At 49.2% G+C, this 13154-nt stretch carries 11 protein-coding genes; 6 read left to right on the forward strand and 5 right to left on the reverse strand.

Going from position 1 to position 13154, the window contains the following annotated elements:
• Positions 1-11: 11 nt before the first annotated feature.
• The 6 genes from rsxC to C2M24_RS14130 are packed head-to-tail and all read left to right on the forward strand — an operon-like array spanning position 12 to position 6055.
• Positions 12-2549 carry an electron transport complex subunit RsxC gene (gene rsxC, locus C2M24_RS14105; RefSeq protein WP_105215797.1) on the forward strand — a complete coding sequence of 846 codons (2538 nt, stop codon included), beginning with the start codon at positions 12-14 and terminating at the stop codon, positions 2547-2549.
• Complete coding sequence (rsxD, locus tag C2M24_RS14110) at positions 2546-3604, forward strand: electron transport complex subunit RsxD (RefSeq protein WP_105200616.1); 1059 nt, start codon at positions 2546-2548, stop codon at positions 3602-3604. Before rsxC ends, rsxD begins: the two co-directional genes overlap by 4 nt.
• Positions 3601-4239: an electron transport complex subunit RsxG gene (rsxG, locus tag C2M24_RS14115; RefSeq protein WP_105215674.1), complete on the forward strand. Its 639-nt coding sequence runs from the start codon at positions 3601-3603 to the stop codon at positions 4237-4239. Before rsxD ends, rsxG begins: the two co-directional genes overlap by 4 nt.
• Positions 4239-4940 (forward strand): electron transport complex subunit E, encoded by a 702-nt coding sequence (locus tag C2M24_RS14120; RefSeq protein WP_105200618.1) that lies wholly within the window; start codon positions 4239-4241, stop codon positions 4938-4940. The genes rsxG and C2M24_RS14120 overlap by 1 nt, the downstream gene beginning before the upstream one ends.
• Before the next feature lie 39 nt (positions 4941-4979).
• Positions 4980-5639 carry an endonuclease III gene (gene nth / locus C2M24_RS14125; protein ID WP_105215676.1) on the forward strand — a complete coding sequence of 220 codons (660 nt, stop codon included), beginning with the start codon at positions 4980-4982 and terminating at the stop codon, positions 5637-5639.
• Entirely contained in the window at positions 5639-6055 is a 417-nt protein-coding gene (locus tag C2M24_RS14130; protein ID WP_105215678.1) for a hypothetical protein, read from the forward strand. The genes nth and C2M24_RS14130 overlap by 1 nt, the downstream gene beginning before the upstream one ends.
• Positions 6056-6057: 2 nt before the next feature.
• On the opposite strand, the gene C2M24_RS14135 is transcribed toward C2M24_RS14130, so the two are convergent.
• From C2M24_RS14135 to C2M24_RS14155, 5 genes are read right to left on the reverse strand one after another with little or no spacing between them, the layout of a single operon-like run.
• The gene (locus C2M24_RS14135) at positions 6058-8553 is read right to left on the reverse strand and encodes a host specificity factor TipJ family phage tail protein (RefSeq protein WP_105215680.1); all 2496 of its coding nucleotides are present in this window, start codon (positions 8551-8553) and stop codon (positions 6058-6060) included.
• Positions 8537-8932, reverse strand: coding sequence for a hypothetical protein (locus C2M24_RS14140; protein ID WP_105215682.1), 396 nt, complete (start codon positions 8930-8932; stop codon positions 8537-8539). Before C2M24_RS14140 ends, C2M24_RS14135 begins: the two co-directional genes overlap by 17 nt.
• A 3-nt stretch (positions 8933-8935) precedes the next feature.
• Positions 8936-9427, reverse strand: coding sequence for a DUF1833 family protein (locus tag C2M24_RS14145; protein ID WP_105215684.1), 492 nt, complete (start codon positions 9425-9427; stop codon positions 8936-8938).
• Positions 9424-12018, reverse strand: coding sequence for an SGNH/GDSL hydrolase family protein (locus tag C2M24_RS14150; protein WP_105215686.1), 2595 nt, complete (start codon positions 12016-12018; stop codon positions 9424-9426). Before C2M24_RS14150 ends, C2M24_RS14145 begins: the two co-directional genes overlap by 4 nt.
• A 38-nt stretch (positions 12019-12056) precedes the next feature.
• Positions 12057-13154 (reverse strand): hypothetical protein, encoded by a 1098-nt coding sequence (locus C2M24_RS14155; protein ID WP_105215688.1) that lies wholly within the window; start codon positions 13152-13154, stop codon positions 12057-12059.

Below are 13154 nucleotides of genomic sequence, written 5' to 3' on the forward strand. Positions count from 1 at the left end.
GAGGTGCAGTGTTGGACTCTTTATTAGCTCGTATTAGTCGCGGACAACTTTGGCCAAGCCCAGGTGGCGTTCACCCGGCGGTAAACAAAAGCCAGTCAAACTCGTTGCCTATCCATATTCTGCCGCTGCCGCCACGCCTGGTGCTGCCGGTAAAACAGCATATAGGGGCGCAAGGACACCTGCTGGTGAATGTCCATGAGCAGGTGCTTAAAGGCCAGGCTTTAACCAAGCCTCATGCCAACTGGTCGGTGCCCGTGCATGCACCAACCTCTGGGCGAATCGTCGATATTACTCCTATGCCCTCGGCACACCCGTCGGCATTGCCGGAGCTCAGCATTATTATTGAGCCCGATGGCGAAGACCGTTGGTGCGAGCTGGTGCCCCACCCTAATTACCGCGAGCTGACTGCCGAGCGTTTAATCGACATACTGCATTTTGCCGGTATTTCCGGCATGGGTGGCGCAGGCTTCCCAACCTATATTAAGGCGTCGACCAAGCAGCAAATCGAGGTGCTGATCATCAACGGCGCCGAGTGTGAACCCTATATCAGCGCCGATGATGTGCTGATGCAGGCGCACAGCGACGAAATCGTGCGCGGTATTGAAGTACTGCGCCATCTGTTACAGCCCAAGATCACCCTGATCGCCATTGAAGAAGATAAGCCCAAGGCAATAGCGGCCATGGAGCAAGCCTGTGCCAGCATTGACGATATGCAGGTGCGCGCCATCCCCACCAAGTACCCATCCGGCGGGGAAAAACAGCTGATACAGATCCTAACGTCAAAAGAAGTGCCCGCCGGCGGCATTCCCGCCGATATTGGCGTGCTGGTGCAAAACATAGGTACCATGTACGCGGTGCAACAGGCGGTTGAGCTGGGTAAGCCACTGATTGAGCGTGTGGTAACGGTTACCGGTGACACCCTAGCCGAGCAGCGCAATGTTTGGGCCTTGCTGGGAACCGAAGTCAAACACCTATTGGCGCAACAAGACTTTACTCCGGAGCCGATGCAAAGGGTGATTATGGGCGGCCCCATGATGGGCTTTACCCTGCCCACGGTACGTATTCCCGTGGTGAAAACCACAAACTGTATCCTGGCGCCAAGTGAAGCCGAGATGCCATTCCCGGGTGAAGAGCGTGCCTGCATTCGCTGTAGCGCCTGCGCCGATGCCTGCCCGGCTTCCTTGTTGCCGCAACAGTTGCAATGGTTCGCCAAGACCAAGGAATACAAAAAGCTCGAAGAGCACAAGCTATTCGACTGTATCGAATGCGGTGCCTGTGCCTATGTCTGCCCCAGCGAAATCCCACTGGTGCAGTATTATCGCGTGGCCAAAGCGGAAATTCGCGAACAGCAGATTGAACAAATTAAATCGGACCGTGCCAAGGAGCGCTTTGAAGCCCGTAAGGAGCGCTTAGAGCGCGAACAAGAAGAACGTCGCAATCGCCATAAGCGTCCTAGTCGCAGCAAAGAGCAAGACACGCAAAGCAAAGAAAAGGTGGCCGAAGCCCTAGCTCGGGTTAAAAGCAAGCAAGCCGATAAAGGCGCTGACAAAGACAAGGTCGCCGCCGCCATTGCCCGTGCTAAAGCGAAAAAGGCAGGCGAACAGCTTGAACCGGATAACAGCGAAGTAGCGCAGGAGCGCGCCGCCCGTAAAGAGCAGGCACGCTTGTATAAAGAGCAAAAGCAACAAGCGGATACTGCCGAGCCGGTCGCAGCAGACGATAAAAAAGCGGCGGTAGCCGCTGCCATAGCTCGTGCCAAAGCGAAAAAAGCAGCCCAGGCTGCAGAAACTGAGGCGCCAGCGCAGGACGATAAAAAAGCCGCGGTAGCCGCTGCCATAGCTCGCGCCAAAGCGAAAAAAGCAGCCCAGGCTGCAGAAACTGAGGCGCCAGCGCAGGACGATAAAAAAGCCGCGGTAGCCGCTGCCATAGCTCGCGCCAAAGCGAAAAAAGCGGCGCAAGCCGAAGATGCTGACGCACCGGCGCAAGACGATAAGAAGACTGCAGTAGCCGCCGCAATTGCCCGTGCTAAAGCGAAAAAGGCCGCACAGGCAGCCGAAGCCGATGAAGCAAAGGTAGAGACAAACGATGACGCAAACTCGGCCGCAGCACCACAGTCCGAGGAAGATAAAAAGAAAGCCGCCGTCGCCGCTGCCATAGCTCGTGCCAAAGCGAAGAAAGCGGCCCAGGCTGCAGACGCCGCTAAAACCGAGACTGCTCAGGGCGAAGCTACTCAGGACAAGCCTAACGAAGAAGCGACAGCCTTTGATGCGCAATCTTCGGCGGAAGATAAAAAGAAAGCGGCGGTTGCGGCAGCCATAGCTCGTGCCAAAGCAAAGAAAGCGGCCCAAGCTGCAGACGCCGCTAAAACCGAGACTGCTCAAGGCGAAGCTACTCAGGACAAGCCTCACGAAGGAGCGAAAGCCCTTGATGCGCAATCGTCAGCGGAAGATAAAAAGAAAGCGGCGGTTGCGGCAGCCATAGCTCGTGCCAAAGCGAAAAAAGCAGCGCGCGATGCCCAAAATAAACCAGATCAAGAGGATCCATCATGAATCTCAATATGATGAGTTCACCTTATAAGCACAGCCATAAATCGCTCACGAGTGTGATGATGTTAGTGGCCCTGGCTGCGGTGCCGGGAATATTGGCGCAGTGCTACTTTTTCGGCGCTGGGGTGCTGATCCAGCTGGCATTGGCCCTGGTGTGTGTCACCCTGTTTGAAGCCGGTGTGCTGTATTTGCGCGGCCGTAAAATTTGGCACACCCTGCAAGACGGCAGCGCCTGGTTGACCGGACTGTTATTGGCGGTAAGTATTCCTCCCTTGGCGCCCTGGTGGGTGATAGTGATCGGCACTTTCTTCGCCATCGTCTTTGTTAAACAGCTTTATGGTGGCTTGGGTGGCAACCTATTTAACCCGGCTATGGCGGGCTATGTCTTGCTGCTGGTTTCATTTCCGGTGCAAATGACCTCCTGGTTACCGCCGGCAGAATTGATGCATCATCAGGTCGGTTTGCTTGATGAGCTAAGTATGATTTTCAGCAACTATAGCCAATCTGGATACAGTTTGGAGCAACTGCGCTCCAACGTCGATGGCATTACCATGGCCACCCCCTTGGATACCCTGCGCACCGATGTCAGCCATGGTTTGACCGTGGCCGAGAGCATGACAAAGCCTGTTTTTACCGAGACCGCCGGCTTGGGTTGGCAATGGGTTAACGCCGCTTATTTACTTGGTGGCTTATTTTTACTGCAACAGCGGGTGATCAATTGGCATATTCCCGTGGCCATGCTCGCAGCCTTATCCCTGTGTGCCAGCATCGGCTATATCTTCGATTCAGGCAATCAGCCCGGCTTAGCATTCCACTTACTTAGTGGCGCCACCATGCTGGGCGCCTTCTTTATCGCCACGGATCCGGTATCGGCATCTACTACCAATCGTGGCCGCCTGATTTATGGCGCCGCCATTGGCGTGATCGTTTACCTGATCCGCAGTTTCGGTGGCTACCCGGATGCGGTGGCTTTTGCCGTGTTACTGATGAATATGGCAGTGCCGCTGATTGACCATTACACCCAACCGCGCACCTATGGCCATGGAGCAAAATCATGATCCTCTCATCTATGGGAAAAAATGGCGCCATTTTGACCGCCTTTGCGCTGCTCACCACAGGTGCTGTGACCCTGGTCCAGCAATTCACCGCACCTAAAATTGCCATTCAAGAGAAAAAACAACTACAGGGTCTGCTGCATCAGGTACTGCCCGAGTCTGCCTATGACAACGAATTGTATCTGGATTGCACTCAGATAAGCAGCCAGGAGCTGGGCCCACAGCCTAGCTATACCGTCTACCGGGCCCGACAGCAAGGCGAGGTGGTGGCCTTGGTGATGCAAAGCACGGCACCGAATGGCTACAGCGGCAATATCGAGCTGCTCAGCGCCATCTACCCCGACGGTACCGTAGCGGGCGTACGTGTTACCAAACACAACGAAACGCCCGGCCTTGGCGATAAGATAGAAGCCAAACGCAGCGAGTGGATCAACAGCTTTAGCAGCCAGCAGGTGCGCAGCCAGGATGACAGACGCTGGGCGGTGAAAAAAGACGGCGGCACCTTTGATCAGTTTACCGGGGCCACCATAACCCCGCGCGCCGTGGTCGGTGCGGTAAAAAATACCGTGCTCTATGCGCAGCGTAATTTCAATACCCTAGCCCAGGCAGAGAATAGCTGCAACCCGGGAGAGTCATAATGAGCGATTTCAAAACCCTTTTTAAAGACGGTGTCTGGGCCAATAACCCGGCCCTGGTTCAGCTGCTTGGCCTGTGCCCGTTGCTAGCGGTGAGCAGCACCATCACCAATGCCCTAGGTCTTGGCCTTGCCACCCTGCTGGTCTTGGTGGGCTCGAATGTCACCGTGTCCCTGGTACGTAACTGGGTGCCTAAAGACATACGTATTCCCGTATTTGTGATGATCATTGCCGCCTTTGTAACCATTATTCAATTGCTGATGAATGCCTTTACCTTCGGCCTGTATCAATCACTGGGTATTTTTATTCCCTTGATCGTGACCAACTGCGCCATTATTGGTCGCGCCGAGGCATTCGCCTCAAAAAATAGCCCCCTGCTCAGTGCCTGGGATGGCTTGATGATGGGTTTTGGCTTTGCCCTTATTCTTTGCGTATTGGGCGCCATGCGCGAATTGATTGGCCAAGGCACCTTGTTTGACGGTGCCGATTTACTCCTTGGCCCTTGGGCTCAAAGCCTGCGCCTGGACATCATTCATTTTGATAATCAATTTTTACTGGCTATTTTGCCGCCCGGTGCCTTTATCGGTTTGGGTTTATTGATTGCCGCTAAAAACCTGATTGACGCGCAATTAAAGGCAAAGCAACTGGCACCGGATGCCGAGCAGGTAAAAGGGCCTCGCGCTCGGGTTACCAGCTTAGACTAGCGTCCACGCGAAACTGTATAAAAATAACAAGGGCAGAAAATGAATAAAGAAAAACGCCGCCTGATTTTAGAGCGCTTACGCGAAGCCAATCCGCACCCGGAAACCGAGCTTGAATACAGCTCGCCGTTTGAGCTGCTGGTTGCCGTTACCTTGTCTGCGCAGGCTACGGACGTGGGCGTTAACAAAGCTACCCGCAAACTTTTTCCGCGTGCCAATACGCCACAAGCGATTCTTGATTTAGGCCTCGAAGAGCTGCGCGAAGCCATTAAAACCATCGGCCTGTTCAATTCTAAAGCCAATAATGTCTACAAGATGTGCCAAATTCTGGTGGAGCAGCATGGCGGCGAAGTACCGGAAAATCGCGAGGCCTTAGAAGCCCTTCCAGGCGTAGGCAGAAAAACCGCTAACGTGGTCCTTAATACCGCTTTTGGCTGGCTAAAAGATAATGAAGGTAGATACTTTATTGCGGTAGATACTCACATCCAGCGCCTCGCAAACCGCACTGGTTATGCCAAGGGCAAAACGGTCGAGCAGACCGAGCAAGCGATCATTAAGAACACCCCTAACAAAACCGAGTTCATGTTTAACCTGCATCACTGGTTTATCTTACATGGAAGGTATGTGTGTACGGCGAGAAAGCCAAAGTGCGGCTCGTGCATTATTGAAGATTTGTGTGAGTTTAAGGAAAAAACGGAATAGTGGAAACAGAATCGATTGAGCCCAAGAAAATAAATTTTTTTGTAAAGCTTTTGGATAAATCACAGCCCCCCTACGTGGAATTCCAATGTTTGGTTTTCATATTAATGGGGTTGTCTTTTGCGCTGGGGCGTTACTACTTTGAACCGTGGACTAGCCTTCCGAAATTTTTGACTGTTGTTGGGCTGATAACAGACATCATAGCTGCCTTCATGCTCGCTTACCCAGTTATGACCACCAGAGAGAAAGCTTTTGAAACTAGCGGCCTTTCAATGACTAGTTATAAGGATATAGATCCTTCAACATCAAACCACCCCGCTGTAGTAGATAAACTAAAACAAAGTGATTTGGCTAAACGTGGACTTGGCCTACTAATTATCGGTTTCACATTACAGCTAATAGCTCAGGTGATTAGCTAAGCCTAGCTGGGCGCTAGGCTGTCATCGTCCAAATAAACCCTGTCATCATCAAGTTCGGCTGTCACACTCACCTGATCAGTCGATGATGGTTTTATATCGCGAATTAAGACTCCGTTGCACCAGCGTTCGTTTACCCCAAACATGAAGAATGGCGGCTCCATTGAGCCGTCCAGAACGGGAGCAAAGTCCAAGTCTGCATCTATGATCACTTCATTAATCGCGTTGCCTTTGCTAGCGTTATAGGGTCCTGACAGGGTGCCATCGGGTTTGCGCAATGCCAGGACATGATTTTCACCTTCTTGCCAGTTAAGGCTGTCATGGTCAACATAGATAGAGCGGCCATTGATGAATTCAACGCGGCCGCTTTGTTCAAAGCCTGGGATATCATCGGCCAAGGCGCAATAGTCCAGGTACCGGGAGTTTAGTGCGTCCATTTCGGTTTTAAAGTCAAAACGGGTGCGGCGGTACCTTCTGGCTCGGCGTTTACGCATGCCAAGCTGATATGCTTTATCTCTGCTGGTAATACCAAACGCGCGTACTTTCTCGGGGTTAATACCAAGGTCCCCGGGGAGCAAGCACAGTATCGTTTCTGATTTCCAAGTGATTGGTGAGAAGTATTCGACTTCTATGCCGTCCGGCTCATCGTCATCGATGAGTTTTATCGATCGCCGCAGCTGGCCAACGTAATTATCGGGCTGGTACATGTGGCGGAAAACAGTGCGCGGTTGGTCTCGTACCGGGGTTATTTTACCGTAGTCAATAGTAGGCTCGGCAAAGCCAACCGCTGATACCCGCTTTAGTACTTCAAACATGGTGCTGGCGCTGTCAAACACCGCATTAAATTCGTCGCTGCGGGCGTTCCAAATCGCATGCAATGTGTCGAGATCATCAAGCCCGATTTTATTGTCATCGTGGCCCGCACTTTTAATTACATGGGCAAAGAATGGCGCGATATCTGTTGTGGGCCGAGGTGCACTCCAGGCGCCATTTTCGAACACAGGTAAAATACGGGTGCCGATGAGGTTGAATTTGTTCTCAGCGGTGCCGGCCAGGGCGTTGGTACCGCGAATTTTTACGGCGATAGTGGTAAGGCCTTCGTAGCTAGAGGCACCATCTAACTCACACTTTAGACCAGTCCAGAATACATCGTCGTAAATACGCGTATCATCAGTGCCCTCTGTGACGCGCTTTACCCTTATCTCAGGGCGCATCTTATGCGGTAAAGTGAAGGCTTTGGTTTTACCCAATTGGTCATTGGTGCTACCTGAAAAGGTTACTGAATTAAACGCCGTCCACTCCAGGTCGCCTTCATTACGATATTCCACTTTGATGGTTACCGCACGGAATAAGAAATTACCTTCATCATCCAGTTCACCTAACCCCTGCGGCATGGAAAAGTCGAGCCAGATTTGATCTGTGAGCTCGCCAGATGGGCAGGCAAAGAAGGGCCCGTTAAATTCTCCCTCGCCACCGCCATCTTCAACAGATACGTTGGCATTAGAGTCATACTCGGTCACAAACCCGGTCCAGCTTGGGTCGTCCTGATATTGCCCATCGACTTTTTTAACCTGGCTGCCTTGGCTTTCTCTAGTTAGTAATTCAAAATAGCCATCGTTTTGGCCTGTATATGAATATAAGACAGACAGCACCTCACCGACTTCAAAGGGGGGAAAGGTCTTAAACCGCATATGGGAGCCGGATTCTGCATCCCACTCTTCTCGGTATGTAATGATTTTATCGCCAACAAATGAGTAAACATATCGGCTCGTCATGCCACCTGTATCTAAAATTTTCCCTTTTAATTCGATACCAGTACGACCTGAGGTGCTGCCCACCTCGCTGGATGTGAATACGTTGCGATGCGCCTCATGGGTGGTGACATCCTCCCCGGGGCCAAAAACCTGATAATCAACATCGCCGATATAGCGGCTGACGGGGGTGTTGGCAATGAAGATCTCTTCGGGCTTAATTTCATACTCCCCAACGCCGACACACATCATCATATACAGCCATTGCTCGTTGTTGATGTACTCGCGCCGAGGCATGGTGAGGTAATCAGGAAAGATAAGGTGTCGGCCTGCTCCCTCAGGAATAATCCCCATTAACCTTGGCTTGTTACCCTGGGTGTTGACATCGTAAATACTGCTGCCATCGGGGGTGGTTGAGTTGTAGTTGTCGGGAATTTGATTGGCGGTGTAAATAGCAACACCCACGGCAACAATGGCAATAATGGCGTAGGCAATGGTGGCCGGCTCTTTGGGTTCCACGACGATGCTAACGCTATCACCTGCAGCAAACTGATAGGTGGCCCAATGGGCAGGCAGAAGGAACTTATTATTCACAACAACGGTAAAGAGTGGCTCGTCGCTTTCGTAGTAAGCCGGCACATTTTCTTTAAGCCATTGAGATAAAGTAGCGCCTACAGGGCATTTGCACACCTCCATTAAAGTAGGGTCGAGCTTGTTGGGGTAAATTGTGATATCAACCCAGGTATTCATAAAATTTAACCTCGATAAATAGGCGCTTAAAATCATTGATGGTCACAACCGACGGGCCCTTTTTACGCGATGTGTGCAGTATGAGCAGCTGGCCATCAATTAGCTCGCAAGTACCCATGTGGATTAGGTTGTCAAACTTAAAGCCACACGCAATGGCGCCGGGCTTTGGTTGGCATAATTCAAACTGGTTAACGATTTGCTGGTAGGCCTGGGTGAGCGCTGTTTTGTTATCCGGGTTGATGTGCCCAAAGGACTCAAACAAGGGCTTACCGTGATGATGATGTAGGCGGTGACGAGTCATCCCCCAACAGTCAAAACCAGCCATATCGCGCCCCTCATTCACATAAGGGGCGGCTAAATATTCGTTGATAGTTGGCATGGTTTAACTAAAGTACTTGAGGCCCGGGGCTATGCTGGGTGTATAGCGGAGTTTGGGCCAGGCTTTATTGACTAAATCATTGAAAGAGGCGACCACGTTGATGCTCAAGGCTGTGGCTTGCAGATCGACGGCGGTCATTTCAACGGGCGGCTCTGCCGGCTCTGCAAGGTTGCTTGCGGTGTAGACCCGGTAGATAATTTTAATGGTGTCACCTGCATCAATGGCTTGATTGACTTTGGCCAGCGCCTCACCGGTCACATTGTCTATCTGAAACTGCAGATCCTGCCGGCCTTTTACTCCCTTTGCTGGCAATGACACACCAAAGCCACTGGCTTGGAAGAGGACGAACTCGCCCCCTTCAATGCCAGCGGTAGTGTCATCAAAGCCATCGCAAAGGCGCATCACACCAAAAGAGCTGGCTTGCAGCTCTAGGGTGTGAATGGGCAGGTCATCAACCGGAGCGCTGGCGTAGATGCGTTGAAGTACGGTGCTCAAACCCACACCTCGACTAATGCAATTTCTAACTCATCATCTTCACAGAAGACTTCGAGATCAACCCCGTCTCTAGCAATATTGTTAGAGCCAATATCAATTCGAAACCTACATTCCTGCCAGTGGAGGCCAACTATTGATTTAAAGATAACACCATCTCGCCTTTGGCCATCAAACAACCGAACACTGAGTTCGGTGTAATCGCAACTTTCAGATGTAATTGGAGCCGTTAGATATTCAACCGCTGCGGTAGCTTCATTAGAGCTTGGGTTAAAATGTAAAGGGTAACGTCGAGCCCAAACGACAATGTCTATAGTTTGGCTATAACGACTAGCATGGCTTAGGTCTACATTTTGTAACAATCGGTTTTCTTGAGATACATTAACCATTTTGGTTAAACCCTTCGGCAATACTCCATCATGAGGTACCGTTGGGTTGACCACTCCAACAATGTTCCAGTTCGTCATATCAACAAAGCTAGTATTTTGCAGCACCTGGCTTTGCCTACTATTGGGCTCTAGCATGGGATTGATTTTTGGAGGCTTACCCTCAATACCAACCCACTCGACATTAATATCACTTACAAGTAGACCGCCTTGTTTTTTGAGCATGAAGATAACTTTGTCATAGCTCATTGCTTTTTGAACATGGGATTGTGATAGCAATGCACTGCCAGCCTCATTAGCTACGGCCATCCACTCGCCACGAGGTTTGCCTATCAAGTCATAGTACTCAGGCTCAAAACCATATCTAGTCGCATTGAAATTAATGCTGGATGGTCCCGTACCCGACACTTTTGTTAACGTCCCTGCACCTCCATTATCCCACTTATAAGTAGAAGCAATAATTAAATAAGTACCGTCATGGTCCATCACCTCTGCAACAATGGTTAACGTTTCTCCATTAACTGCATACTGGTCCCCAGGAACAACTCCGACTGGTTCATTAACTTCAAATACTTGATGTTTGGTGTAGGCAGAATAATTTAAAGCAGGCAGCGCATTTCGAACATAAACTTCCGCATCAACTACACCAAAGTTAAGTTTCACACTCGAGCATTTGGCCGCTGTGGTTGGTAAAATAACTTCAACCAGCATGTAGTCTCCAAAGTTTACGATATCATTGCTTTGAAGTTGCAAATATTCACTGTTTTGCTTGCTGTAACTATAACCTCCGTGAGTAGTCACAATGTCATCCATTCGATCATAGTAAGGCGCTAAACGGTCAACTAATGAGACATGTCCAACAGTAATCTCCTGCCAGCGTTTTACGCGCTGTGGGATGTCATCATAAAGTAAATCCTGATCTGAGCTTAGAGCAAAGACAGGCCTTTTCCTGAATAGCTTAATGCTTTGTTTGGGCCTAGGTAGAGCATCGATGTACTTGAGAAGGGGTTCATAAATTAAACCGTTAGTTCGCACCGCAGGGTGACCACCTCCCCAGTATTGACTATATTTTGTTTCATTGAAGGTATATGCGTTACTCATGATGTCGAAAAAAGGCACATTTTGCTCTCGAGCAAGAGCACCAATACCCGCAAATTCAAACATTGAGCCGCCCACAAATTCTGTGGATAATAAAGGATAAACCCCACACGCTTTAACCGTTTCCATCAAACGTTTTATGTTATCGAACCAATAATAGGTATCACTAGTTCTTGCGTATGCATCGTTTGTCCAAGATATTAGCAGGGCGAAAGTACTGCCATAATCTTTGAAGCTCAAACTAGGGTGGTACTCGGCTATGTTGGTTAAAATACGTTCGTTTAGCTCAGAATAATCATCACCAGAACGGGAGAAGTTTTCTATTCGCCAATCAGTAAGCTCGGCTAATCGGCTAATGTAGGCCTTGTCTTTTTGTGTGTAGTGACTCGCTGAATAGCTATCACCAAGGATCGTGATTTTATCACTGTTCTTTATAGTAATAAGGTTAGGCGAACCCTCACCAACAAATACCAATTTACTGCGCAACGTTTGAGAGAGCTGTGACTCTTCAATATTTTGAACTTTTGGGTAATCGTCTGGTTTATTTAGGTAAGGGTCTAGCGAGTCTATCGTTGCCCCCGGTACAACAGCAAAGTCAACTCCCTCTAAACTAATACTATCCTCCGCATAGCCTGCTTTGGCCTTGCCAAGTAAGTTAATAACAACAGCCGTTAGTGGCTTGCCATTATAAGTGGCAGGAAGCGGGATACCCTCATGCTTCCAACCCTGTTTATCATCCGTTGAAATGGCAGTAACGGTATGATCCCAACTATTGTCCCCAGCTCCTAAATAAGCTCCGCTACCAGAGCTACTGTTAAACAAAACGTCTTGAGAGCTATTGTATATAACACTGGTGCTAGTGCCGTACCGTAACAAATAGAATATTTGAATACCGTCATGATCGCTTTCATAGGTGCGTGTCCAGCATGCTTTCATTGATATAAGTGGAGGAGTATTGTCGTCGGGTATAATCCCAACATTCGCTAAATCCTCTAGATCAACTCGGACCCCAATTAGTGGATAGTAGCCTGCTGTATTACTAGAGTGCGCTCTTATAACGTTACGATGACCTTCTGCGCTTAATAAGCCTGCATGCTTTTCATAAGACAAATCACCTCGTCCTGACCATCGTTCGTTAACAGTATGACCTATAGAACCGTATCTCCTACAACCGCATTATTCCACTCCTGGTTTTCACCACCAAGTACAGACTGAGCGATAAGCGAACTTAACTTTTTAGACTCTTTATAGATATCTCTATCTAGTTCCTTAATGTTTTCGAGCACACCTGAAGGAATAAAATTACTCCAAGCTGTGCTGGTATAGTCAACCGCATTTTTTGAGATAGCATAATTAAACCCAGTTAAGTAAACGTTGTTATCAATACTGCCAATTGCAGAAGAGCCAACCCAGATTTGGGCTGATTCACCTTGTTCAGGGTCAAATTCCCAGTATTTCCAACGCTTCCAATGAAGACGACAATTATCGCCAAAATCTAAGTGCCCTTCCTGAATGTTAGTCGCCCCATTAATCCCATCCCCTAAAACACCGTTGGTACCGGTATATGCTCTATCATTACCATGATCACTTAAAATGCCACTGGGGGCATAGGAGATCCAGGTTGCTATTACATAGTTCCCACTAGCTGATGCAGGCAATTCATGAACAAAATGACGATTCTTGACCACTAAATCTAATTTATAGGCGTAGTTTATGCCCATAGCATTCAGGTCTGGATGAGTAATGGCTTCAAATATATCGCCACTATGGCCATTTACTGATAAGTCAGAATGGAGATGAACACCTTCACCTAAATCAGATAAATTACCATTTGGGAACTCATTGGCTAACAAACCTAATCCGTGGCTCGTAAGCGCATAAGTTAAGCCGTTAATTGCTAGCTGCAAATTAGAAATATATGTTGGTATATCATACGTCGATTTCACCCAGGTACCCTCAGAGAAACCATAAAGCCCATTATTAGCTTCTGTTGGATCATTCCATACTTCGGCTAACTCACCCGATGGTGGAGCACCGGCGGAGTCCATCGCCGCTTTAGTTTCAAACGCTAGTCGCCCTTGCACCATGGCCTGCAGGGCTGAGAAGTTGTCTTTAATGGCTTTAGAAATACTGTCTTTGTTTACCCCATTTACCGTAACGGTTTCGTTATCATCACCAGCAAGTATGGTATTAAGTTGGCCAAGCAGGGTTTCTAGTTCTGCAACTAAGCTAAAAAATGAGCTCAT

It is taken from the genome of Pseudoalteromonas sp. T1lg22 (assembly GCF_002964645.1).
Lineage (GTDB): Bacteria > Pseudomonadota > Gammaproteobacteria > Enterobacterales > Alteromonadaceae > Pseudoalteromonas.